The following is a 22,451-nucleotide window of genomic DNA, read 5'->3' as shown; positions in this document are numbered from 1 at the left end:
AAACGCCTCTTCAACGCCGGATCAAGCCTCTTACCGCCCACGGTCCTCGCAACTCCCATCGATCATGAGTGTTGCGAGGACCGCTAGAACCTAAGCCGGGGAGGGGCTCCTCCGGCAGTGCGGAACGGACAACGGCCGGGGCCGGTCGCGGTGTTCGGACGGTCGCCACACTCCCGGACCGAGGTACCCCGGAGGGGTATGCGGCTCTCGCACGGTGCCCCCACCACGGCGGCTCACGGCCCCGCCCGCCACGCGGACCGCCGCGGACGCGATCACGGGCGCCCCCCGAGCAGGGCGCGGACCCAGCCGAGGTCGATGACCCGCCGGCCGTCGGCGAGCCCGGTGTCGGCGGCCCAGCGCCGCACGTCGCGCAGGGCGCGGACCGCCATCGTGCCGTGGGCCGCGAGGGTGACGCGTTCGTGGTTGAGCTGGTTGGTGATGAGACGCCGGCCCTGGTTCTCCTCGCCGACGCGGCGGGACACCGGGACGCGGATGTTCTCGTAGTAGCCGGTGGTCGTGTCGTGGGAGGCGAGGGTGTTGATCAGGGTGCAGGAGTAGCCCGGGTCGCTCGTGGGGACCAGGAGCATCGTGATGCCCCGGTGCGGCGGGGCGTCGGGGTCGGTGCGCACCGCGAGCCAGACCCAGTCGGCGGTGTCGCCGTGGTGGTCCAGATCTTCTGTCCGTCGACGACGTACTCGTCCCCGTCGCGGACGGCGCGCGTCGTCAGGGCGGCGAGGTCGGTGCCCGCGCCCGGTTCGCTGTAGCCGATCGCGAAGTCGACCTCGCCGGCGAGGATGCCGGGCAGGAAGTGGGCCTTCTGCTCGTCGGTGCCGAACCGCATGATCGTGGGCCCCACGGTGTTCAGGGCCATCAGTGGCAGCGGTACGCCGGCCTGCGCGGCCTCGTCGAAGAAGATGAACTGCTCCATCGGGGTCAGCCCCCGGCCGCCGTACTCCTTCGGCCAGCCGACCCCCAGCCAGCCGTCGGCGCCGAGCCTGCGGACCGTGTCGCGGTAGAAGCGCTTCTGGGCGGCGGGCTCGGCGTGGCGGGCGTAGGCGCCGTCGGGCACGAGGGCCGCGAAGTAGGTGCGCAGTTCGGTACGCAGCCGCTGCTGCTCAGGCGTGTATTCGAGGTGCACGGCCCCTCCAGAGTCTCGCTTCGGCGTCGTCCGTGTGTGCGGCGGCGCACACAGTAGAACGCGTTGCAGGAATCCGGAAGGGCCGGCGGCCCGTCGCCCGGCCCTTCCGGGCCGGGAGAGGGGCCGCCGGTACGGTGCGCCGCTGGGGGTCAGCGCTTGACGGCGCGCAGGACCACGAACTTCGCGTCGCCCGCGACCGTGGTGCAGTTCCCGAAGATGCGGCGCAGGTGGGTGTGGTACGAGAGGTGCCGGTTGCCCACGACCCAGAGTTCGCCGCCCTGCCGCAGCGCGGTCCGCGCCCCGGCGAACATCGTGCGGGCGGTCGCGTCGGTGGTGGCGAGGTGCGAGTGGAAGGGCGGGTTGTTCAGCACCAGGTCGACGCTGCCCGGGTCGAGGTCGCCGAGACCGTCGCCGACCAGGAAGTCGGCCTTCGCGCCCTCCGGCGCACCGGTGCGGAAGGTCTCCTCGGCGGAGGCGACCGCCCCGTACGACTCGTCGACGAACGTGACGTGCGCCTCGGGGTTGGCGAGGGCGGCGGAGAGCCCGAGGACGCCGTTGCCGCAGCCCAGGTCGACCACCCGGACGGCCCCGCCGCGGGTGGGCAGGTGCTTCAGGAAGAAGCGGGTGCCGATGTCGAGGCGCTCGGCGCAGAAGATCCCCGCGTGGTTGACGGTGGTCAGACCCGAGACGGGGCCCACGTCGGCGGGCAGGTCGTAGCGGTACGGCCAGGGGCTCGGCGTGCGCGGCAGAGCGGGGTCCGGGGTGCAGAAGATGAGCCGCGCCTTGCGCACCGCGAGGGAGGTGCGGGTCGGGCCGATGATCCGCTCGAAGAGCTTGAGCGTGGAGGTGTGGATCTCCTTGACCATGCCGGTGCCGATGATCACGGTGCCGGAGTGGACGGCGGGGGCGATCCGGTGGAGCTGGTCCTCCAGGAACGCCAGGGACTTGGGCACCCGCACGAGCAGGACGTCGATCCGGTCGGGCGGGGTGTCGCGGGAGGACAGCAGCCGCGCCGCGTCCGGGTCGAGTCCGTTCCGGGCGAGGTTGGCGAGGGTGGCGCGGCGGGCCAGGTGGGAGTCGCTGATCTGGACGGGCCGGTGTGCGGCCAGCGCGGTGGTGAGCGCTCCCCACCGGTCTCCCACGACGGCGACCGTCCCCGAGAGGTCGACCGGGCCCGTCTCGGGGTCCGTCAGCTGCCGGAGCAGGTATTCGTCGGCGGCGTCCCACGCCCGGAAGGGATCGCGCGGGTGCTCGGGGAAGCGGGCGAGCTCGAAAGCGCCCTGTGAGGTCGTCAAACGGTTCATATGTCACTCAGGCTAGCCGAGGGAGCCGGGACACCCCGCATGTTCCCCGGCTCCCCGGCCGGCCCCACCTCCGCGCACGGCTCCGCACGCCCGCCCGCCGGACGCTCCGGCGGGCGGGCGGGGCCCTCAGGGCAGTTGTTTGTCGATGGCCGACCGCCCCTCGGCGGCCAGCTTGCGCCGCGCCCATTCCAGGGTGTCCGGCGTCAGGTCCCGCCCGGAGGCGAGTACCAGGTCCTCCGCGCTGGGCCGGTCGCTCGCGCCCGTGTGCAGCAGCCGGTCGGGCGTGACGCCCGCCGGCCCCGACACGGCCGCGGTGATGGGTTCGGGCTCTTCGCTCATGCCGCCTCCTCGTCCTTGCGGCAATTCTCGCGCCGCGGGGACCTGAGCGCATCCGAGAGGGTCGCGGCGCGTCGCCGTCGCACGGCCGGGCGCCGTCGTCGGACGGCACCCGCCGCGTCCGCCTCCGCGGGGGGGGTACGGCTGCCGGGGCGGGTACCGGAACCACCTCCGAGTCCCGGCATCCCTGGTCCGGCCGGGGCCTCGCACCCTCTTTCTTGACCTGCACATGATGGATACAGTGTGTTCACCCATGAGCCACGGTGCGTGTGGAAGGCTCCGGCCGACCACCTACCGCACGGCCACCGCGACCGGCTTCCGCCAGGGCCTCGTCGCGGTGGCCGCGTTTCGGAGAGGACACTCCCCATGTCCCGTCGTCACTCGTTCTACGCGCGTCCACTGCTGGCCGCGGTGGCAGCCGTCACCGTGCTCACCGGCACCGCGGCCGCGGCTCCCGCGGACCCCTCACCCGCCCACCGTGCCGCCGCCCTCGACGACACCTACTACCAGGACGCGCTCGGCAAGTCCGGCACCGAGCTGAAATCCGCCCTGCACACGATCATCAGCGACCAGACCAAGCTCTCCTACAGCCGGGTGTGGGACGCCCTCAGGGCCACCGACGAGGACCCCGCCAACTCCTCCAACGTCCTCCTGCTGTACACCGGGCGCTCCCAGTCCAAGTACGACAACGGCGGCAACTCGGGCGACTGGAACCGGGAGCACGTCTGGGCCAAGTCGCACGGCGACTTCGGCACGGCGACCGGTCCGGGCACCGACGTCCACCATCTGCGGCCCACCGACGTCCAGGTCAACTCCACGCGTGGAAACAAGGACTTCGACAACGGCGGCGGCGAACTGGGCAACGCGCCCGGCAACTTCACCGACGGCGACTCCTTCGAACCGCGCGACGAGGTCAAGGGCGACGTCGCCCGCATGATCCTCTACATGGCGGTGCGGTACGAGGGCGGCGACTCCTTCGCCGACCTGGAACCGAACGACCGGGTGAGCAACGGATCCGCGCCGAGGATGGGCAGGCTGTCCGTCCTGAAGCAGTGGAACCGGGAGGACCCGCCGGACACCTTCGAGAAGCGCCGCAACGACGTCATATTCGAGCGGTTCCAGCACAACCGGAACCCGTTCATCGACCACCCCGAGTGGGTCGGGGCCATCTGGTAGTCCCGGCTCGGCCCTCCCCGGCCAGGGCCCGCGCGCAGCCTTCCACGGCGTCCTCACGCGTGGCGTGGCGCGGCAGGTCCTGGCCGGTCCGCTCCCGTACGAGATCGGGCGGGCCCAGCAGGTCGTGCGGATCGACCACCGACGCGCGCCGCCCGTCGGCGGCGAGCCGGGCGAGCCCGGTGTGCAGCATCGCCAGGGCCACGGAGTCGACGGACGTGACGTCGTGCAGGTCGAGCACGACGGAGCCACCGTCCGGCCCCGACTCGTCCAGGGCGTACAGCACGCGCTCCGCGGCCGTGAAGTCGATGGACCCCTGCGCGGCGACGACGCCCACCCGCTCGTGGAGTACCCGTTCGTGCGCGGTCGAGGGCGCCGACGGAAGATCGTCCGCCGTCGTGACCAGGGTGACGGTGGAGCCCGGCAGCGCGGGGTTGAGCATGAGATGCAGCCCGTAGCGTTCCGAGAGCGCCGCGAGTGCGGCGTGGCCGCGCACCGAACTGCCCGTGGCGTCCAGCGGCGGGCTGTAGACGGCGAGTCCGAAGCGGGCGGGGCCCACCGCGATGAGCCCGCCGGACACCCCGCTCTTGGCGGGCAGGCCGACGCGCAGCAGCCATTCTCCGGAGCCGTCGTACATGCCGCAGGTGGCCATGACGGCGAGAACCCGGGCGGCGACCCCGGCGGAGACGACCCGCTCCCCGGTGACCGGGTTCACGCCGCCGTAGGCGAGCGTCGCGGCCATCGCGGCGAGGTCGACGGCGGTGACGCGTACCGCGCACTGGCGGAAGTAGCGGTCGACCGCCCGGACCGGGTCGACGGGCATGGCGCCGGTGGAGCGGACCAGGTACGCGAGCGCCCGGTTGCGGTCCCCCGTCACCGACTCCGATGCGAACACCTCTTCGTCCACGTCCAGTTCGCGCCCGGCGAAACGGCCGAGGCAGTGCAGGATCCGGTCGAAGGCGGGTTCGTCGGGGGCGTCGGGGATCAGGGCGGTGGTGACGATCGCGCCGGCGTTGACCATGGCGTTGGCGGGCCTGCCCGTGCCGGGTTCGAGACTGATGGCGTTGAACGCCTCGCCACTCGGCTCCGCGCCGACCCAGCGGCTCACCTCGTCCAGGCCGAGGAGGGAGAGCGCGAGGGCGTAGACGAACGGTTTGGAGACGGACTGGAGGGTGAAGGGCACGTCGGCCTCGCCGGCGCTGTAGCGGTGTCCGTCCATGCTGACCAGTGCCAGCCCGAAGGCGTCGGGGTCGGCGAGGGCCAGTTGGGGGATGTAGTCGGCCGGTTTCCCCTCGCGCACGGCGGCGAACCGCGTGCGCAGGCTCTGGAGCGAGTCGGTCACCGCGTCTGCGGCGCTCACGGACCGCGCCCCCTCAGCCGCGGGCGGCGCGGCGGCAGTATGCCCGGCGTGCGGGGAGGTTCGCTTTCACGGACGGTCCTTCCATCGGAGGAGTCAGGAGCGCGAGCCCGAGCGCGTGGAGGCATCGGCGGTCCCGCCGGGCGCCGGCCCCCGAGGGGGGTGGTCCGGCGCCGCCTGAAAGGACTTCAGCGCCGCCTCAGCGGACGCCGAAGGAATGGACCGCACGCACCTTCCGCCCTCCCGGAGCGACGACTCGCCCATATTAGGATCAAAAGGTATGAATTGACTCGTCGAAGCATCTGCTTCATACGGGAGCGGGTTCGAGCCCTGGGAGGGAACGATGGACACGGATGCCCTGACCGCCGACCTGTTGCGGGACTTGCGGGCGACCCGGCCCTATCCGGCGCTGTCCCTGACCATGCCGACCCACCGCAAGGCCCCGGACAACGCCCAGGACGCGATCCGCCTGCGGAACCTGGTGACCGAGGCCGGTCACCGCCTGGACGCCGATCCGCGGGTGAGCCGTGAGGTTCGGGCCGCTCTGCTGGACCGGCTGGAGCGGGCGGTGGGCGAGGTGGACCCGCGCGGGACGCTGGACTCCCTGGTGATCCTGGCCTGCACCGACGAGCACTGGATCTGGCAGCTTCCGCGCACCGCGCCCGAACGGGTGGTGCTCAGCGACACCTACCTCACCCGCAACCTCGTCGCGGCCAAGGCGCGGACGCGGCCGTTCCGGGCGCTGACCGTCGCCGCCGACCACGCCACGCTGTGGACCGGCACGGATGACGGCATCCGGCCGGAGGAGACGGGCGGCTTCCCGCTCACCGCGCCGAAGGAGCCGCCGAACCCCCAGCGTGAGGAGCGGATCGGGGACACCCCGAGCACCTTCAGCGACGAGGAGACCCGGAACTTCTTCCGTACGGTCGACGAGAAGCTGCGCGCGGTGCTCGCCGCGGACCCGCGCCCGCTCTACGTGATGGGCCTGGCACCGGCCCTCGCGCTGCTGGACGAGGTCGGCGCCGGCGCCGCGTCGGCCCTCGGCCGGGTCGCCAAGGGTGCGCCGGCCGATCTGCCGCCCGCCCAGGTCCTCGAAGAACTGCGCCCCGCTCTCGAGGAGGGCGCTCGGCACCTGGCCGCGGACGTCGAGGACCGGCTCGACAAGGCCCGCGGCGCCCACTCCTTCGCCGGGGGCCTCGACGAGGTGTGGGCCGCCGTCCAGCAGGGCCGCGCGGCTCTGGTCGCGGTCGAGGAGCACCTCCGGGCGGCCGTGCAGGTGACCGAGGAGCACCTGGAACCGGTGCCCGAGGGAAGCGCCCCCGGCGCGGACGCCACGGTCCGCGAGGACATCGTCGACGAGCTGATCGAAGCGGCGCTGGACAGCGGGACCGACGTGGCGTTCGTGCGGGACGACTCACTGGCGGAGCACGGCCGGATCGCGGCCGCCCTGCGCTACTGACGAGGGCCCCCGACCGGGGTTACGGGAAGCCTCCGCCGGGCCGCCCGGCCCGCCGTCAGCCCAGGCGGCGGACCGGCTGCCCGTCGAGGAACGCCCTGATGTTCTCCACGGCCTGGCCGTAGTAGGTCGTGTAGTTGGCGCGGGACACATAACCCAGGTGCGGGGTGGCCAGCAGGCGCGGCGCCGTACGCACCGGGTGGCCGGCAGGGAGCGGCTCGATGTCGAACACATCGGTCGCGGCCCCGGCGATGGCCCCGGCGTGCAGCGCGGCGAGCAGGGCGTCCGTGTCGACGATGGCCGCCCTGGAGGTGTTGACCAGGTACGCGGTCGGGCGCATCCGGGCCAGCTCGGCCGCGCCGATCAGGCCGCGGGTCCGCTCGCCGAGCGCCAGGTGCACGGAGACGAAGTCGGCGGCGGCCAGCAGTTCTTCCTTGGAGGCGGCCAGGGTCGCCCCGACCTCGTCGGTACGTTCCTTCGTGAGGTTCTGGCTCCAGGCCAGGACGTCCATGCCGAAGGCCAGGCCCACCCGCGCCACCCGGGCGCCGATCTTCCCGAGTCCCAGCAGGCCGAGCCGCCGGCCGTGCAGATCCGCCCCGAGGGTGGACTGCCAGGGCCCGCCGGTGCGCAGGGCCTCCGCCTCGGGGACGATCCCGCGCGCCAGGGCCAACATCAGCGCCCAGGTGAGCTCGACGGGCGGGGTGGAGGAGCTGGAGGTGCCGCAGACGACGACGCCGTGCCGCTGTGCGGCGTCGAAGTCGATGACGGAGTTGCGCATGCCGGAGGCGATCAGCAGCCGCAGCCGGGGCAGCCGGGCGAACAGCTCCGCCGGGAAGGGCACCCTCTCGCGCAGGGTCACCACGATGTCGAAGCCGGCCAGCGCGGCGGCCGCCCCGTCCTCGGTGGCGAGGTGCTCGGTGAACGACACGACCTCGACGTCGTCGGTCACGGGCGACCAGTCGACGACGGTGGTGGCGACGGACTGGAAGTCGTCGATCACGGCACAGCGCAGTTTCATGGCGGCCCCTCCGGTGGGTCTCGTGGCGTCGACCATGATCGCTCATCGCCCGGTCCGGCGGAACAGTCCCCGGTGATCTGCGCCGTCAGCCGCCCCACGTCCAGTCCACGACCTCCGGCAGGTCCGTGCCGTGTTCGCGGATCCAGGCGTGGTGGCGGGTGCGGACGTCCGCCATCTCCTGGCGTACGGCGACGGCGCGGACTCCGAGGCCGGGCACCCGGTCGATGACGTCCATCACCAGCCGGTAGCGGTCGAGGTCGTTGCGGACGACCATGTCGAACGGTGTGGTCGTGGTGCCCTCCTCCCGGTAGCCGCGCACATGCAGGTGGGCGTGGCCGGTCCGGCGGTAGGCCAGGCGGTGGATCAGCCACGGATAGCCGTGGTAGGCGAAGATCACCGGCTTGTCGCGGGTGAACAGGGCGTCGTACTCGGAGTCCGGCATGCCGTGCGGGTGCTCCGTGTGCGGCATCATGCGGGCGATGTCGACGACGTTGACGACCCGCAGGGCCAGCTCCGGCAGGTGGTGGCGGATCAGGTCGGCGGCGGCCAGCGTCTCCTGGGTGGGTACGTCCCCGGCGCAGGCGAGCACCACGTCCGGTTCCCGGCTGCCGTCCTCGGTGCCGGCCCACTCCCAGGCCCCGGCCCCGCGCGCGCAGTGGGCGCGGGCCTCCGGCGGGGTGAGCCAGTCGAACGTCGGCTGCTTCCCGGCGACGATGACGTTGACGTAGTCCCGGCTGCGGAGCGCGTGGTCGGCGACGGAGAGCAGCGTGTTGGCGTCCGGCGGGAGGTAGACGCGCACGACCTCGGGGCTCTTGTTGAGGATGTGGTCGACGAAGCCGGGGTCCTGGTGCGAGAAGCCGTTGTGGTCCTGGCGCCAGACGTGCGAGGTGAGCAGGTAGTTGAGCGAGGCGATGGGCCGCCGCCAGGGCAGCCGGCGCGAGGTGCGCAGCCATTTGATGTGCTGGTTCACCATGGAGTCGACGATGTGGGCGAACGCCTCGTAGCTGGAGAAGAGCCCGTGCCGCCCGGTGAGGAGGTAGCCCTCCAGCCAGCCCTGGCAGAGGTGTTCGGAGAGCACCTCCATCACCCGGCCGTCGTGGGAGAGGTGTTCGTCGGTGGTCAGGGTGCCGGCCTGCCACGCCTTGCCGGTGGCCCGGTAGAGGGCGTCCAGCCGGTTGGAGGCGGTCTCGTCGGGGCCGACCACCCGGAAGTCCCTGCGGTCGGCGGTGGCCGCCATGACGCTCTCCAGCAGGCCGCCGAGGACCTTGGTCGGCTCGTGGAGGGCGGTGCCGGGCTTGTCGACCCGTACGGCGTGGTCCTCCAGGCGGGGGAGCGGGAGGTCGCGCAGGAGCAGCCCGCCGTTGGCGTAGGGGGTGGAGCCGAGCCGGGCCTGTCCCTCGGGGACGCAGGCGAGGACCTGCCCGGTGGGGCGGCCGTCGGCGTCGAAGAGTTCCTCGGGGCGGTAGGAGCGCAGCCATGCCTCCAGCTGCCGCAGGTGCTGCGGGTTGTCGCGGACGCCGGGGAGCGGGACCTGGTGGGAGCGCCAGGTGTTCTCGACGGGCAGTCCGTCGACCTCTTCGGGGCCGGTCCAGCCCTTGGGGGTGCGCAGCACGATCATGGGCCAGCGGGGACGCTCGGTCGCGCCCTCCTCGCGGGCGGCCCGCTGGTACGCGCCGATGCGGTCGAGGGCGGTGTCCATGGCGGCGGCCAGTGCCCGGTGGACGGCGGCCGGGTCGTCGCCGGTGACGAACAGGGGGTCGTGCCCGTAGCCGCGCAGCAGCTGGTCCAGTTCCTCCTCGGGGATCCGGGCGAGGACCGTCGGGTTGGCGATCTTGTAGCCGTTGAGGTGGAGGACGGGCAGGACGGCCCCGTCGTGGACCGGGTCGAGGAATTTGTCTCCGTGCCAGGACGCGGCGAGCGGCCCCGTCTCGGCCTCGCCGTCGCCGACCACGCAGGCCACCACCAGGTCCGGGTGGTCGAAGGCGGCTCCGTAGGCGTGGGCGAGGGCGTAGCCGAGTTCACCGCCCTCGTGGATGGAGCCGGGGGTCTCGGGGGCGACGTGGCTGGGCACGCCGCCGGGGAACGAGAACTGCCTGAACAGCAGCTCCATGCCCTCGGCGTCCCGGCCGACGTCCGGGTAGGTCTCGGAGTAGCTGCCCTCCAGCCAGGAGTTGGCGAGGACGGCGGGGCCGCCGTGGCCGGGTCCCCACACGCACAGGGCGCTCAGGTCGCGGGCCTTGATCACGCGGTTGAGGTGGGTGTGGACGAGGTTGAGCCCCGGTGAGGTGCCCCAGTGGCCGAGCAGCCGCGGTTTGACGTCCTCGGGGACGAGCGGCCGGGTCAGCAGGGGGTTGGCCATCAGGTAGATCTGGCCGACGGCGAGGTAGTTGGCCGCGCGCCAGTGCGCGTCGAGCGCGGCGATCTCGTCGTCGGAGGGTGCGGAGGGGGTGCGGGTGTCGCTCACGGGGCGGGTCTCCTCGTCGGGTGACGGCGCACGGGCGGGGGCGTCAGGACTTCTCGGGTCCGTACCAGAGCGTGGTGGCGTTGCAGAACTCGCGGATGCCGTGTCCGGCGAGCTCACGGCCGTAGCCGGAGCGCTTGATCCCGCCGAAGGGCAGGGCGGGGTGCGACGCGGTCATGCCGTTGAAGAAGACCCCGCCGGCCTCCAGGTCGCGGGCGCAGCGTTCCCGCTCGCCCGGGTCGCGGGTCCAGACGTTGGAACTGAGGCCGAAGGGGGTGTCGTTGGCCAGGTGGATCGCCTCGTCGAGGTCGGCGACCCGGTAGAGGGTGGCGACCGGGCCGAAGGTCTCCTCACGGTGGACGCGCATGGCGACGGTGATGTCGGCGAGCACGGTGGGTTCGTAGAACCAGCCGTTCTCCAGGCCGCCGCCGAGCTTGTCGGGACGGCGACCGCCGCACAGCACCCCGGCGCCCCGTCCGACGGCGTCGTCGACGAGTTCCTCCAGGTCGGCGCGGCCCTGTTCGCTGGAGAGGGGGCCGATGTCGGTGGCGTCCTCCAGCGGGTCGCCGACGGTCAGGGCGCGCATTCCGGCGGTGAAGTGCTCGGCGAACGTGTCGTAGACGTCGGCGTGCACGATGAAGCGCTTGGCGGCGATGCAGGACTGGCCGTTGTTCTGGACGCGTGCGGTGACGGCGGTGGCGGCGGCCTTCTCCACGTCCGCCGAGGGCAGGACGACGTAGGGGTCGCTGCCGCCGAGTTCCAGCACGGTCTTCTTCACCTCGTCACCGGCGGTGGCCGCGACGGAGCGCCCCGCCGGTTCGCTGCCGGTGAGGGTGGCCGCCGCGATCCGGGGGTCGCGCAGGACCGCCTCGACGGCGCCCGAGCCGATGAGCAGCGTACGGAAGCAGCCGGCGGGGAAGCCCGCACGGTGGAGGAGGTCCTCCAGGTAGAGGGCGGTCTGCGGGACGTTCGACGCGTGCTTGAGGAGCCCGACGTTGCCGGCCATCAGCGCGGGCGCGGCGAAGCGCACCACCTGCCAGAGCGGGAAGTTCCACGGCATCACGGCGAGGACCACGCCGAGCGGACGGTAGCGGACCAGCGCGCGGGTGGCGCCCGAGTCGCGTACGTCGTCGGGGTCCGGGTGTTCGTCGGCGAGCAGCCCCTCGGCGTGGGCGGCGTACCAGCGCATCGCCTTCGCGCACTTGGCGGCTTCCGCGCGGGCTGCCGTGATCGGCTTGCCCATCTCGGTCGTCATCGTGCGGGCGATGGTGTCGCGGTCCTCGTCGAGGAGGTCGGCTGCCCGGTTCAGCCAGGCCGCGCGTTGCTCGAAGGGGGTCGAGCGGTACTGGCGGAAGGTTTCCGCGGCGGCGGCGATCCTGCGTTCGGTCTCCTCCTCGCCGAAGGCGTCGAAGGACCTGATCAGTTCGCCGTTCGCCGGGTTGACCGTCGCGATGGGCATGGCAGTGGCCTCCTTGGATCGGTACTGCGACCGTGCCGCGCCGCGCCGGTCCGCGCAACGCGGCCCTCCCCACCCCGTAGGTAACCCGGCCGACGCGGATCATGCGTGCCCAGCGGCACGTTTCGCGTCGGCCGGGTGTGCGGGGCCGCCCCTCGGCGCCATCGCCCTCAGGGCGTCACACGAGCGCGGCGAGAGGGGTCCGGCGGGCGGTGCGGACGCCGGGCGGCGGGGTGTACGGGAGCAGCCCCGCGGGCCGTGGCGCCTCGGCGTAGCGGGTGAACCAGACCACTTTTCCTTCCGGGGTCCGGCAGGTGCCCCAGCTGTCGCTCAGGGCCATCACCCGGCTCAGGCCGCCGCCCGCCGGCAGCAGCCTGGGCATCCGGGCACTGTTGTCCGCGACGGACACGGTCACGAGCCGTCCGGTCCAGCGGAGTTCGAGGACGCAGTCGCTGTCGTCGCCGACATGCCGGTGGACGTTGGTCAGGAGCTCGTCCAGAGCCCGGCACACCGGCCGGACGTGCAGGTCGAGGCTCCAGTGACGCAGGTGCGCGGCGACGATCCGCCGCAGCTGGGAAATGCGCTCCGCAGAGACCTGCGGTTCGACCGAGTAGTGCCGGTCGAGTGGAACGGTCATCGTCGAGGCTCCTCACCACGAGGCCCACGGACTTCACCCCGTCGTACGAACGACCCCCGAACACGAAGCGTGAGCACTGATCACTTCTGGGTCACTCATTAGGGTGCGCCGCCTACGCCGGACGCGCAACAGGGGGCCGTCCGTGCCGGTGGCGGCGGGGTCCGGTCACAGCAGGTAGGGCAGCAGGGCGTCCGGGGTGAGGGGCAGTTCGCGCAGCCGGGCGCCGGTGGCGTGGCGGACCGCGTTCCCGATGGCGGCGGCGGTGCCGACGATGCCGATCTCGCCGATGCCCTTGGAGCCCATCGGGTTGAGGTGGCGGTCGTCCTCCTCGATCCAGTGCGCCTGGATGTCGGCCGTGTCGGCGCAGACGGGCACGTGGTAGGAGGCGAGGTCCCTGGCGGTGAAGTCGCCGAAGGCCGGGTCGAGGTCGCAGCCCTCGGTGAGGGCCATGCCGATGCCCATCACCATGCCGCCGGTGAACTGGGAGCGTGCGGTGCGCGCGTTGAGAATCCGTCCGGCGGCGTACACGCCGAGCAGCCTGCGCACCCGCACCTCGCCGGTGACGGCGTCGACGGCCGTCTCCGCGAAGTGCGCGCCGAAGGCGTGCCGGGCGTACGGGGACTCCTCTCCGGCCTCCTGTGCGGTGTCGGCGGTGGTGGTGATCCCGTCGGCGGGCAGCGGCCCGGCACGCTCCGCGAGGCGGGCGGCGAGTGCGGCCGCGGCCTTGTGCACCGCCCAGCCCCAGGAGGCGGTGCCGGAGGAACCGCCGGCCAGCGGCGCCGCGGGCCGGTCGGTGCTGCCGATGCCGATGCGTACGGCCTGCGGGTCGACGCCGAGCGCGTCGGCGGCGATCTGGGCCAGCACGGTGCGGGCCCCGGTGCCGATGTCGGTGGCGTTGACCTCGACGCGCAGGGTGCCGTCGTGCGCGGCGTGGGCGCTCGCGGTGGACGGGGAGACCAGGACGGGGTACGTCGCCGCGGCCACGCCCGTGCCCATGAGCCACCGGCCTTCCTGGCGGGTGGCGGGCCGGGGGTCGCGGTCGTGCCAGCCGAACCGCGCCGCGCCGTCGCGCAGGCAGGCGGCGAGGCCGCGGCTGCTGAAGGGGCGGCCGCTGTCGGGTTCGGTCCCCGGTTCGTTGCGCAGCCGCAGTTCCACGGGGTCCAGGCCCAGCGCGGCGGCCAGCTCGTCCATGGCGGACTCCAGGGCGTACATCCCCGACGCCTCCCCCGGGGCACGCATCCAGGAAGGGCTGGGGACGTCGAGGGCGGTGACCCGGTGGGCGGTCCGGCTGTGCGGCGAGGCGTACATGACGCGGGCGGGCACGGCGGCCTGCTCGACGAACTCCTTCACTGTGGAGGTCTGGGTGACGACCTCGTGGCTGACCGCGGTGAGCACTCCGTCCGCTCCCGCGCCGAGCCGGACCCGCTGGATGGTGGGGGCCCGGTGGCCGACGACCTCCGCCAGCTGGGCCCGGGGGAAGACCAGCTTCACCGGCCGCCCGGTGTGCCGGGCGGCCATCGCCGCCAGGACCGGCTGGGGGCGGGTGGTGCCCTTCGAGCCGAAGCCGCCGCCGACGTGCTCGGATACCACGGTGATCCGGTCCGCCTCCAGGCCGAGCGCCTGGGCCAGGCTCTCGCGGACCTTGGTGGAGCCCTGGCTGGAGTCGTGGACGGTGAGGCGCCCGTCCGCCCAGACGGCGGTGGCGGCGTGCGGCTCCATGGGGTGGTTGTGCAGCGCGCGCATCCGGTAGGTCACGTCGACCTGGACGTCCGCCGCGGCCAGGGCCGGTTCCACGTCGCCGCGCACCCGGACGGCGGGTTGCTCGCCGTTGGCCTCCTCCGGTGTGTAGAGGCCGGGGTGGTCGTCGGTGAGGGTCACGTCGTGCGGGTCGCGTTCGTACTCGACGTGGAGTTCCCCGGCGCCTGTCCGGGCGGCCTCCGGGGACTCGGCGAGCACCAGGGCGATCGGCCAGCCGTGGTGCGGGACCCGGTCGTCCTGGAGCACGGCGAGGGTCGGGTCGTCGGGCTCCTGGAGCCGGGGCGCGTTGTCGTGGGTGAGGACGGAGTGCACGCCGGGTACGGCGAGGGCGTCCACGGCCCGTACGGCGGTGACCCGGCCGCGCGCGACGGTGGCCGGGACGGTCAAGGCGTACAGGCAGCCGTCCGGCGTGTGATCGGCCGCGTAACGGGCCGTGCCGGTGACCTTGTCCCACGCCTCTCTGCGGACGACGGGCGCACCGGGGAACTGCGGGGCTGGGGTGGTCATGGCGGTGTGTCCTCGGGGTCGGTGGGGCGGGCGGTGGGTTGCGGACGCTGGCAGGCGGGCGGCCGGTCCGGCAGGTCGGGGCGGGCTGTCGGGGCGGCCGGCCGACGCGGGTGCCGGCCTCCCCGGGCGGGTCGGCCCGTCGGCGTGGATCAGCCCGTCCGGGCGGCCCCGCCGCCGGTGAGTTCGCCGAGCACGTCGAGGGAGAGCCGGAGGGCGAGGTCGACCTTGAAGGCGTTGTCGCGCAGCGGCCTGGCCCCGGCGAGTTCGGAGATCAGGGCGTGCCGGAACACCGCGGGCGTGGCCGGAGCCCCGCGCAGCTCGGCCTCGGCCCTGCGGGCCCGCCACGGCCGGTGCGCGACGCCGCCGAACGCGAGCGTGGCATGCTCCACGCGGCCGGCCTCGACCCGGAGCGTGGCGGCGACGGAGACGAGCGCGAACGCGTAGGCGGCGCGGTCGCGGGCCTTGCGGTAGCGGGAGGCCGCGCCGGGCGCCGGCGGCGGGAGCACCACCTCGGTGATCAGCTCGCCCGGCCTGATCACGGTGTCCTGGTCGGGGTTCTCCCCGGGCAGGCGGTGGAATTCGGTGAGGGGGACGGCCCGTCCGCCCTCGGGCCCCAGGAGCACCACCGTCGCGTCGAGCGCGGCGAGGGCCACGGCCATGTCGGACGGGTTGGTGGCCACGCACTCCGGCGAGTGCCCGAGGATCGCGAGATCGCGGTGGGTCCCGTCGCGTGCCGGGCAGCCGGAACCGGGCAGCCGCTTGTTGCAGGGCTTGGAGACATCCTGGAAGTAGCGGCACCGGGTGCGCTGGAGCAGGTTGCCCCCGGTGGTGGCGGTGTTGCGGAGCTGGCCGGAGGCCCCGGCCAGCAGCGCCTGCGACAGCACGGGGTAGCTCTCCCGTACGTCGGGGTGGGCGGCGAGGTCGCTGTTGCGCACGGTGGCGCCGATGCTCAGGCCGCCGTCGGCCGTCCGGGTCACCCGGTCCAGCGGCAGTCCGGAGACGTCCACCAGGATCCGTGGCGTCTCCACACCGAGCTTCATCAGGTCCACCAGATTGGTGCCGCCGCCGAGGAAGCGGGCGCCGGAGCCGGCCGCGCAGAGCCGGACGGCCTCGTCGGTGGACGCGGGGCGCACATAGCCGAACGGTTTCACTCGATCACGTCCTCGATGGCTTCGACGATCCGGGGGTAGGCCCCGCACCGGCACAGGTTGCCGCTCATCCGTTCCCGGATCTCGTCGGCGTCGAGCGGGATCGGGCCGGTGGCGGGGGCGTCGGGGCCGGTGGCGTGCGAGGGAGAGCCGTCGGCGGCCTCCCGGAGCACGCCCACGGCGGAGCAGATCTGGCCCGGGGTGCAGAAGCCGCACTGGAGGGCGTCCCGCTCGACGAACGCCCGCTGCACCGGGTGCGGGTTCTCGCCGTCGGCGAGCCCCTCCACCGTGGTGATCGCCGCCCCGTCCTGGGCGACGGCCAGCAGCAGGCAGCTGTTGGCCCGCCGCCCGTCGACGAGGACCGTGCAGGCTCCGCACTGGCCGTGATCGCAGCCCTTCTTGGCGCCGGTGAGGCCGAAGGTCTCCCGGAGCGTGTCCAGGACCGTGGCGCGGTGGTCGACGGTCAGCGTCGTCGGGTCGCCGTTGACGTACAGGGTCACGGTGGAGTGTTCGTCGACGACCGGTTCCGGTTCGAGGTCCGCTCCGAGAGCGAGGGAATCCATGCACGCACACCTTTCGCTTCGCCGCCGGGCGGTCGCCCCGGCCGGGTTCTGTCCGTGCGCGGCCGCCGCGGCGCACGCGTCGCCGCCTTCGGGCGGCCGGGGTGGTCAGCGGCTCTCCAGCCGCAGCCGGACCTCCTGCTCCTGGTCCCCGGCGGCCGTGCCGACGACGCTCACCGCGAAGGCTCCGGTGAGGTGGTCCCGTAGCCGGTCGACGGCCCAGTAGCCGCCCTGGGCGTCGATCGTGACCGGCGCGGTGAGGCGGGTGGGGGCGGCGGCGGTCCTCGCTTCGGACACGTCGACGGTGGTGACCCAGACGGTCGGGCGGGAGCCGGACTCCGGCTCCGGGGTCTCGCCCATGGGGTGGTCGGAGGCGAAGGCGGCGGCGAGCGCGTCGAAGACGGTCCGCGCGTCCTGGGTGTCGCACCGGCTGAGCGAGACCACCACCTCCCGGCCCGCCGGGTGGTCCTCGCCGTTCTGCTCGGGGGTGTCGTTCACGTGGTTCCTCCGCGGGGGTGGGGTGCCGGCCTTCGGGTCCACTCCAGGCTGACCCCGCATCGGGCCGACGGCGACACGGGACGCACCCGAAAGAGGTCTGGAGTTCCGGGTGAGCGGGCAGGAGGGCTGTCTCCGGCCCTCGGAAGGGGTAACCGGGCGGCCGGGGGCTCCGGCGGGGCGGGCGGTCGGGTCCGCTTCTCCGTCGGCCGCCGAGTCCCCCTGCGAAACACGTTTCCCGGGAGATACCCATAAAACATGAATTGACGTGAATAGCTGACTGCCACCCTTCTCCCGGGGTATGCGCATGGCATGGATGTACTGAATGCAGTCAACGCGGTCGAGGTTTCCGCCACGGTCCCGCTCGCGGACGGCACGGGGGCCTTCGGGGTCATCCTGCCGATCGCGGCGCTGGCCGTCGTCGGTCTGCTGCTCGGCGGGTTCATTCTCGGCAAGCGCAAGCGTGACACCGAGCTGCCCCCGCCCCAGCCCCACGAGCAGCCGGAGAAGCCCGAGCAGCGCGCCCACATCGAGGAACGGGACCCGCATTCCTCCGACCGGTTCCCCGATGACGGCCACGCCCTGTCCCCGTACGAGCTGAAGGACCACGGCAACGGGCCGCTGCCGCCCGACGAGGAGCAGCCGCGCGGCTGACCTGCCGTCCCCCGCCGACAGCCTCAACGAGGTCTTCCTCCTCGCCGAGCGGCCGGCGCGGCCGCCGCCCCGCGCATGCCCGTCATCCGTTCGGGTAAGGCAAGGAGCGCTGTCTCCGGGCGCTGCCGGCCGCTGTGGGAACTTCGTGATGGGCGGCTGCTTCCCGTTCTCCGATCAGGTCTTCCTCGACAGCCCGAACGCCCCGCCCCGCGCCGGGGCCCGACCCGGGTCCGCGTTGCGGGACCGGGCGGGCCGGTCAAGGCTGGTTCTGGACCGCAGCGGCCGGGCCGGACGCCGCTCCCCGAGGAAGGCGACGCACCATGACCGGAAGCGAACCCCGTACGGCCTCCTCGGCGGCACCTCTGACGGGGCCGGACGCACCCTGCTGGGTCACTCTCATGACCCGGGACCTGGAGGCCGCCGAGCGGTTCTACGCCCAGGTCCTGGGCTGGTCCTTCCGTCCCGGGCGGCTCGGGGCGGACTTCTCCGTGGCCTACCGCGACGGAGTTCCGGTCGCCGGCGTCTTCGCCGTCTCCTCGTCGTACCGGGTCGCCGTGGCCTGGACGCCGTACTTCGCGGTGGAGGACGCGGACGTGGCCGCCGCCCGGGTCCGCGAGCGCAGCGGCACCGTGGCGGTGGGGCCGCTGACGCTCGGCAAGGGCCGCGGCGTGCTGGCGTCGGACCGCGACGGGGCGTCCTTCGGCCTCTGGGAGCGCACCGATCCCTCCACCTCGTCGGCGGCCCCGGCCGACCACGCGCACGCCTGGCTGCGGCTGCGGACGCGGAACGCCTTCGACGCGGCGATCTTCTACGGCGAGGTACTCGACTGGGCGAGCGGGCGCCCGGGGTGCTGCGACGTCGCGTACGAGGGCGACGAGGTCATCGTGCGGTGCGCGGGGCACCCGCTGGCCCGGATCAGCTCCGGAGCCGTGGAGTCCGCGGTCGACCCGCTGGTGCGCCCGCACTGGCAGGTCCAGTTCCCGGTGACGGACATCGCGGCGACGGTCGCCGCCGCGGAGCGGCACGGCGGCGCCCTGGTCGAGGAGCGCACCGGCTTCGGCGGCACCGAGGTCACGCTGCGGGACCCGGACGGCGCTCTCTTCGCGGTGACCGATGTGCGCAGCCCGGCCTGAGCGGGGAGCCGAGCGGGCTTGTCCGAGCGGACCTGACGGGGCTTGAGAGGTCCTGAGGGGGTCACTCCCCCGGGCGGACGGCTCGTCCCCGTTCGCGCCCCGGCTCCCGGGCCTCGCTCTCGTTGTCGCCGTCGCCGTCGTCGTCGCCGCCGTCGCCGTCGTTGTCCGCCTCGCTCTCGCGCCGGCCGGAGCGCCCCCGGGTCAGCGCCCAGAGGGGGAAGACGAACCAGCAGGCCACGAACCACAGGGCCATGGCTCCGACGAGCCACAGGGCCAGCTGGTTGTGCAGGGCGACGCGCAGGATCAACAGGAGCACCGAGCACATGGTGCAGAACAGCAGCACCAGAGCCAGAAGGGTCATGCGCGACGCCCAGATCACCGTCTCCGGCTTCATCCGGCGGCCGGTGAGGAGCCGGTGGTACGAGACGGGGCCGATGAGCGCCGCCGCCGTGGCCGATCCCAGCATGACCGTGACGACGTAGATGTTCCGGTCGGTCGTCCCCAGGTCCTCGAACCGCGACTGGAAGACCACCGCGAGCAGGAAACCGAAGAGGATCTGCACCCCGGTCTGCGCCACGCGCAACTCCTGGAGGAGTTCGGACCACTGCCGGTCCGCCCGTTCCTCCTGCGTCTCCTGACGGCCTCTGTTGGGTGTCACGTGGTCTCCCTTTCCTCCGTGAGGGGTCCCGAGGGTGTCGCCCGGCCCGTGGCCGGATCTCACGGGTTCCCCGCGGTCACGGGCGCAACCCCGTGGACCGGCGCGCGCGGCCCGGCTTAGGATCACCACAGGGCATCGCGCGTCGGTCACCGGCCGGGTGAGACGTGGAGGTAGCCCGTGAGATGCCCGTTGGAGGCATTCCACCGTGTCAGTCGAGTTGAACCACACCATCGTCCATTGCCGGGACAACCGCGAGTCAGCCGAATTCCTGGCGGACCTGCTGGGTCTGACCGTCGGGGAGGAGTGGGGGCCGTTCGTTCCGGTCGTTCTCGCGAACAGCGTCACGCTGGATTACGCGACGATTCCCGCCGCTTCGATCACTCCGCAGCACTACGCCTTCCTCATTTCGGAGGCGGAGTTCGACGCCGCGTTCGCGAAGATCCAGGAACGGGGAATCGACTACTACGCCGATCCCCATCAGAAGCTGCCCGGCGAGATCAACCACAACGACGGCGGGCGGGGCGTGTACTTCCCCGATCCGAGCGGTCACCATCTGGAGCTGATCACCCGGCCGTACGGCGGCTGATCACCACCCGCGGGCCCCGCTCCCGGAGCCCGGCCGCGCCTGCGGCCGGGCTCCGGCCGCAGGGACGCGGAGGGCGCTCAGCCGACGCGGAGCAGGAGTTCGGGGCGGTCCCACATCACCGCGGGCGGATCGGCCCTGACGGTGCCGACGGGCTCGGCGCCGATGCTCCGGTAGAAGCCCTCGGCCGGCGGGTGCGAAACGATCCGGACGCTCGTGAGCCCGGCGCTCCGGGCCTCCTCGCGCAGATGGGCGGCGAGCAGTCGGCCGATGCCCCGCCCCTGGGCCGGGTCGGCGACGAACATCAGGTCCAGTTCGGGCGGGTCCAGAAGCAGCGCGTAGAAGCCGAGCACCTGGCCCGTGTCCCCGTCCGCCGCGACGAAGACCCGCTGCGTCTCGATGTAGTCCGGACCGACCCGGTAGCCCTCGACCATCGAAGCGAACGGGCCCTCGTAGGCACGCGACGTACGGACCAGCCGGGTCAGGCGGCCGGCGTCGCCCGCCGTTGCCCGGCGGACCACCGCACCGGCGCGCCGCTGGCTCTGCCGCACTGCCCTGTCCGATCCCATACCGCGATTATGAGGGCCCCGTGGCGGCGGCTTCAGGCCGGGCGGCGTTCCTCGCGCCAGCGGCGGACGGTCCCGTCCACGTCGAAGGGCTTCAGCCGCAGGGCCGGGCCCTCGGGAGGCATCCGGATCGCCCGTTCGATCTTCTCGTTCACCTCGGTCAGGATGCGGCGCACCTCGGCCTCGGTGCGGGCCGCGGCCACCGCGCGGGGGACGTCTTCCGCCTCCTTGCGCAGGGCCAGCGCGGGCGGCAGCATCGACACGCCCTCGCGCCGCATCTTCTGCTTGATCCACCACGCCTCGTCGTACGGGCGCTCCAGGCCGGCGATCGGCTTGCCGAAGCCGGGGAGCCGGGAGAAGTCACCGCGCTCCCGCGCCTCGTGGATCTGCCGGTCGACCCAGGAATCGAAGCTGACTCCCGGTGGTTTGCGCTCCGTCATCGTGTGTCCCTCCGACCTGCCGCCGATCCGACACTTTCACCCTACCCAGCGCCCCGCACCGCGCACCGGTTCCGTCGGATTCAGCCGTGGACGACCAGTTGCCCGCGCAGTCGTCGCAGGGCGGCGTCGGGCACGCGCAGACCGTTGCGCACGTAGCCGTCGAGCCCGCCCCAGCGTTCGTCCATGGCGTCGAGCGCCACGTCCAGGTAGCGGGGGCGGACCTCGATGATCGCCGCCGCGACGGCCGGATCGCCCCCGCCGTCCAGGAACTTCGCCACGTACGGGGCGAAGGCGGCCCGCACGGCGGGATTGACCGCGAGGAAGTCCGACCGCACCGTCGCGCGGGCCGCTCCCAGGATCATCAGCAGGACGGCGGCCGCCCAGCCGGTTCGGTCCTTGCCCGCCGTGCAGTGGAAGAGCACCGGGCGCGCGGCGGGGTCGGCGACCGTCTCCAGGAAGGCCCGGTAGGCGGCGGCGGCACCGGCCGAGAGGACCATCTTCCGGTAGGTCTCGGCGAACAGCTCCTCGGCCCGGCCGCCCCCCAGCGCCCGCTCGGCCTCGACCGGGTCGGCGAGCAGGGACCGGAGCCGCGCGGGCGCCACGCCCGGGTGGTCACCCAGCACGTCGGCGACGAAGAGCCTGGCCCTGTCGGGCAGCCGGTCCGGGGCCCACTGCCGCTCGTCGGCGGTGCGCAGGTCGACGACGGTGCGGATACCCAGCGCGGACACCGCCCGGTCGCTTCCCGGGTCGAGTTCGCTCAGCTGGCCCGAGCGGAACAGGACGCCCTGCCGCACCCGGCGGTCACGGCCCAGGGCGATGCCGCCCAGGTCGCGCAGATTGACAACGGTGGCGGCCGGCACGGTCCGGGCGGTCTGCACGATGAACTGCCTCTTTCCCCGATGAATTCCAGGAATTCCACATATCAGGATCAACGTCGCACGCACTAAGGAAAGTGACACCGGAAAACGCCGGATGGCGCTCCGGGGCGCCGGCCGGACATCAGTCCGACAAGAGCTTCGTCTTCTGCTCCACGAACTCGGCGTCGGTGAGCACGTCCCGCTTCCACAGTTCGGCGAGCCGCTCCAGCCGGGTGATGATGTCGTCCGCCTCGGCATCCTCCCCACCCGTACCACCCTCGCCACCGGCCCCGCCGGCGCCGAGGCGTTCGTGGGCGACGAACGTGCCGCCCGCCTCTCGGACCGCACGGGCCGGCTCAGTGGTCCACAGGTCTTCCCGCACGACGATCGCCGCGGTGTCGCCCGCCGGGACACTCCCGTCGAGCCTGTCGACGTCCTCCGCGCTCAGCACCGCCGCGGCCCCGCCCTCCGCCGTGTCCGCGGGCACCACTCCCCCGTTGTCCAGCTCCCGCAGTCCGACCGGGGCCAGCGAGCCGTCCCCGGCCCGTCGGACGAAGGCCAGGTCTCCGGCCCGCAGGCTTCCTGACGACACGGCGTCGGCGAGGGCGGGGGCGACCGACCCGGTGAAGCGGCTTCCGGGGAAGGCGATGACGAGGTACTCCACAGGTCCGACGGCCACGGTCGCGTCCTCTCCGTATCCCGGCGGCCGCAGGGGCGCCGGGATGGATACGGCATTCCAGGGATGACATAAGAAAT

21 protein-coding genes and 1 pseudogene are annotated in these 22,451 nt (G+C 73.1%); 5 read left to right on the top strand and 17 right to left on the bottom strand.

Annotation, left to right across the window (positions count from 1 at the left end; genetic code table 11):
- Positions 1 to 287 precede the first annotated feature (287 nt).
- The 3 genes and pseudogenes from ACIQMU_RS20535 to ACIQMU_RS20525 form a co-directional block, all read right to left on the bottom strand.
- Positions 288 to 1,138 (bottom strand): annotated as a pseudogene (locus ACIQMU_RS20535) (acyl-CoA dehydrogenase family protein); the annotation flags it as partial.
- A 149-nt stretch (positions 1,139 to 1,287) separates the two neighbouring features.
- Entirely contained in the window at positions 1,288 to 2,442 is a 1,155-nt protein-coding gene (locus ACIQMU_RS20530; protein WP_352240803.1) for a methyltransferase, read from the bottom strand.
- 126 nt (positions 2,443 to 2,568) lie between these two features.
- Positions 2,569 to 2,781, bottom strand: coding sequence for a hypothetical protein (locus tag ACIQMU_RS20525; protein ID WP_352240804.1), 213 nt, complete (start codon positions 2,779 to 2,781; stop codon positions 2,569 to 2,571).
- Between the two features lie 363 nt (positions 2,782 to 3,144).
- Here ACIQMU_RS20525 and ACIQMU_RS20520 point away from each other — a divergent pair, with 363 nt between their 5' ends.
- Complete coding sequence (locus tag ACIQMU_RS20520) at positions 3,145 to 3,954, top strand: endonuclease (protein ID WP_352240805.1); 810 nt, start codon at positions 3,145 to 3,147, stop codon at positions 3,952 to 3,954.
- Here the strand turns inward: ACIQMU_RS20520 and glsA are convergent.
- Complete coding sequence (glsA, locus tag ACIQMU_RS20515; protein WP_352240806.1) at positions 3,917 to 5,311, bottom strand: glutaminase A; 1,395 nt, start codon at positions 5,309 to 5,311, stop codon at positions 3,917 to 3,919. The two genes, ACIQMU_RS20520 and glsA, sit on opposite strands and share 38 nt — an antisense overlap.
- Positions 5,312 to 5,651: 340 nt before the next feature.
- On the opposite strand from glsA, the gene ACIQMU_RS20510 reads away from it, so the two are divergent.
- Positions 5,652 to 6,767: a chemotaxis protein gene (locus ACIQMU_RS20510; protein WP_402689382.1), complete on the top strand. Its 1,116-nt coding sequence runs from the start codon at positions 5,652 to 5,654 to the stop codon at positions 6,765 to 6,767.
- A 55-nt stretch (positions 6,768 to 6,822) separates the two neighbouring features.
- On the opposite strand, the gene ACIQMU_RS20505 is transcribed toward ACIQMU_RS20510, so the two are convergent.
- The 8 genes from ACIQMU_RS20505 to ACIQMU_RS20470 form a co-directional block, all read right to left on the bottom strand.
- Positions 6,823 to 7,782, bottom strand: a complete 960-nt coding sequence (locus ACIQMU_RS20505) for a D-2-hydroxyacid dehydrogenase family protein (protein ID WP_352241010.1) — start codon at positions 7,780 to 7,782, stop codon at positions 6,823 to 6,825.
- Between the two features lie 85 nt (positions 7,783 to 7,867).
- Positions 7,868 to 10,246, bottom strand: a complete 2,379-nt coding sequence (locus tag ACIQMU_RS20500; RefSeq protein WP_402689381.1) for a phosphoketolase — start codon at positions 10,244 to 10,246, stop codon at positions 7,868 to 7,870.
- A gap of 43 nt (positions 10,247 to 10,289) precedes the next feature.
- Entirely contained in the window at positions 10,290 to 11,702 is a 1,413-nt protein-coding gene (locus tag ACIQMU_RS20495) for an NADP-dependent succinic semialdehyde dehydrogenase (protein WP_402689380.1), read from the bottom strand.
- Between the two features lie 175 nt (positions 11,703 to 11,877).
- A complete protein-coding gene (locus ACIQMU_RS20490; protein WP_352240810.1) occupies positions 11,878 to 12,336 on the bottom strand; it encodes an ATP-binding protein in 459 nt (152 codons plus the stop codon).
- 165 nt (positions 12,337 to 12,501) lie between these two features.
- Positions 12,502 to 14,601, bottom strand: a complete 2,100-nt coding sequence (locus ACIQMU_RS20485) for a xanthine dehydrogenase family protein molybdopterin-binding subunit (protein ID WP_402689379.1) — start codon at positions 14,599 to 14,601, stop codon at positions 12,502 to 12,504.
- A gap of 149 nt (positions 14,602 to 14,750) precedes the next feature.
- Entirely contained in the window at positions 14,751 to 15,752 is a 1,002-nt protein-coding gene (locus ACIQMU_RS20480) for an FAD binding domain-containing protein (RefSeq protein WP_402689378.1), read from the bottom strand.
- Positions 15,749 to 16,312: a 2Fe-2S iron-sulfur cluster-binding protein gene (locus ACIQMU_RS20475; RefSeq protein ID WP_402689377.1), complete on the bottom strand. Its 564-nt coding sequence runs from the start codon at positions 16,310 to 16,312 to the stop codon at positions 15,749 to 15,751. Before ACIQMU_RS20475 ends, ACIQMU_RS20480 begins: the two co-directional genes overlap by 4 nt.
- Positions 16,313 to 16,417: 105 nt before the next feature.
- Complete coding sequence (locus ACIQMU_RS20470; RefSeq protein ID WP_352240814.1) at positions 16,418 to 16,807, bottom strand: hypothetical protein; 390 nt, start codon at positions 16,805 to 16,807, stop codon at positions 16,418 to 16,420.
- 309 nt (positions 16,808 to 17,116) lie between these two features.
- Between ACIQMU_RS20470 and ACIQMU_RS20465 the strand changes: the two genes are divergently transcribed.
- Both ACIQMU_RS20465 and ACIQMU_RS20460 read left to right on the top strand, forming a co-directional pair.
- A complete protein-coding gene (locus ACIQMU_RS20465; RefSeq protein WP_352240815.1) occupies positions 17,117 to 17,458 on the top strand; it encodes a DUF6479 family protein in 342 nt (113 codons plus the stop codon).
- 320 nt (positions 17,459 to 17,778) lie between these two features.
- A complete protein-coding gene (locus ACIQMU_RS20460) occupies positions 17,779 to 18,591 on the top strand; it encodes a VOC family protein (protein WP_356725368.1) in 813 nt (270 codons plus the stop codon).
- A 61-nt stretch (positions 18,592 to 18,652) separates the two neighbouring features.
- Here ACIQMU_RS20460 and ACIQMU_RS20455 read toward each other — a convergent pair whose 3' ends face one another.
- Positions 18,653 to 19,249 (bottom strand): DUF6328 family protein, encoded by a 597-nt coding sequence (locus tag ACIQMU_RS20455; RefSeq protein ID WP_402689376.1) that lies wholly within the window; start codon positions 19,247 to 19,249, stop codon positions 18,653 to 18,655.
- Between the two features lie 205 nt (positions 19,250 to 19,454).
- On the opposite strand from ACIQMU_RS20455, the gene ACIQMU_RS20450 reads away from it, so the two are divergent.
- The gene (locus ACIQMU_RS20450; RefSeq protein ID WP_352240818.1) at positions 19,455 to 19,835 is read left to right on the top strand and encodes a VOC family protein; all 381 of its coding nucleotides are present in this window, start codon (positions 19,455 to 19,457) and stop codon (positions 19,833 to 19,835) included.
- Positions 19,836 to 19,912: 77 nt separating this feature from the next.
- Here ACIQMU_RS20450 and ACIQMU_RS20445 read toward each other — a convergent pair whose 3' ends face one another.
- The 4 genes from ACIQMU_RS20445 to ACIQMU_RS20430 all read right to left on the bottom strand — a co-directional run bounded on the left by ACIQMU_RS20445 (position 19,913) and on the right by ACIQMU_RS20430 (position 22,374).
- Positions 19,913 to 20,401 (bottom strand): GNAT family N-acetyltransferase, encoded by a 489-nt coding sequence (locus ACIQMU_RS20445; RefSeq protein ID WP_402689375.1) that lies wholly within the window; start codon positions 20,399 to 20,401, stop codon positions 19,913 to 19,915.
- A 32-nt stretch (positions 20,402 to 20,433) separates the two neighbouring features.
- Positions 20,434 to 20,838: a DUF1992 domain-containing protein gene (locus tag ACIQMU_RS20440; RefSeq protein WP_402689374.1), complete on the bottom strand. Its 405-nt coding sequence runs from the start codon at positions 20,836 to 20,838 to the stop codon at positions 20,434 to 20,436.
- An 80-nt stretch (positions 20,839 to 20,918) separates the two neighbouring features.
- Positions 20,919 to 21,716, bottom strand: a complete 798-nt coding sequence (locus ACIQMU_RS20435; RefSeq protein ID WP_402689373.1) for a tyrosine-protein phosphatase — start codon at positions 21,714 to 21,716, stop codon at positions 20,919 to 20,921.
- A gap of 121 nt (positions 21,717 to 21,837) precedes the next feature.
- Positions 21,838 to 22,374: a DUF6325 family protein gene (locus ACIQMU_RS20430; RefSeq protein WP_402689372.1), complete on the bottom strand. Its 537-nt coding sequence runs from the start codon at positions 22,372 to 22,374 to the stop codon at positions 21,838 to 21,840.
- Between the last annotated feature and the right edge of the window lie 77 nt (positions 22,375 to 22,451).

Source organism: Streptomyces sp. NPDC091649 (assembly GCF_044756785.1).
Lineage (GTDB): Bacteria > Actinomycetota > Actinomycetes > Streptomycetales > Streptomycetaceae > Streptomyces.
Note: the sequence above shows the minus strand (reverse complement) of the source record. Positions and strands in the feature narration are given on the sequence as shown.

Bases quoted from the DNA above. Each gene is read 5' to 3' on its own strand.
- ACIQMU_RS20520 (WP_352240805.1), top strand. From the start codon at position 3,145: ATGTCCCGTCGTCACTCGTTCTACGCGCGTCCACTGCTGGCCGCGGTG.
- ACIQMU_RS20485 (WP_402689379.1), bottom strand. From the start codon at position 14,601: ATGACCACCCCAGCCCCGCAGTTCCCCGGTGCGCCCGTCGTCCGCAGA.
- ACIQMU_RS20505 (WP_352241010.1), bottom strand. From the start codon at position 7,782: ATGAAACTGCGCTGTGCCGTGATCGACGACTTCCAGTCCGTCGCCACC.
- ACIQMU_RS20530 (WP_352240803.1), bottom strand. From the start codon at position 2,442: ATGAACCGTTTGACGACCTCACAGGGCGCTTTCGAGCTCGCCCGCTTC.
- ACIQMU_RS20440 (WP_402689374.1), bottom strand. From the start codon at position 20,838: ATGACGGAGCGCAAACCACCGGGAGTCAGCTTCGATTCCTGGGTCGAC.
- ACIQMU_RS20495 (WP_402689380.1), bottom strand. From the start codon at position 11,702: ATGCCCATCGCGACGGTCAACCCGGCGAACGGCGAACTGATCAGGTCC.
- ACIQMU_RS20490 (WP_352240810.1), bottom strand. From the start codon at position 12,336: ATGACCGTTCCACTCGACCGGCACTACTCGGTCGAACCGCAGGTCTCT.
- ACIQMU_RS20460 (WP_356725368.1), top strand. From the start codon at position 17,779: ATGACCGGAAGCGAACCCCGTACGGCCTCCTCGGCGGCACCTCTGACG.
- ACIQMU_RS20525 (WP_352240804.1), bottom strand. From the start codon at position 2,781: ATGAGCGAAGAGCCCGAACCCATCACCGCGGCCGTGTCGGGGCCGGCG.
- ACIQMU_RS20465 (WP_352240815.1), top strand. From the start codon at position 17,117: ATGGATGTACTGAATGCAGTCAACGCGGTCGAGGTTTCCGCCACGGTC.
- ACIQMU_RS20445 (WP_402689375.1), bottom strand. From the start codon at position 20,401: ATGGGATCGGACAGGGCAGTGCGGCAGAGCCAGCGGCGCGCCGGTGCG.
- ACIQMU_RS20475 (WP_402689377.1), bottom strand. From the start codon at position 16,312: ATGGATTCCCTCGCTCTCGGAGCGGACCTCGAACCGGAACCGGTCGTC.
- ACIQMU_RS20510 (WP_402689382.1), top strand. From the start codon at position 5,652: ATGGACACGGATGCCCTGACCGCCGACCTGTTGCGGGACTTGCGGGCG.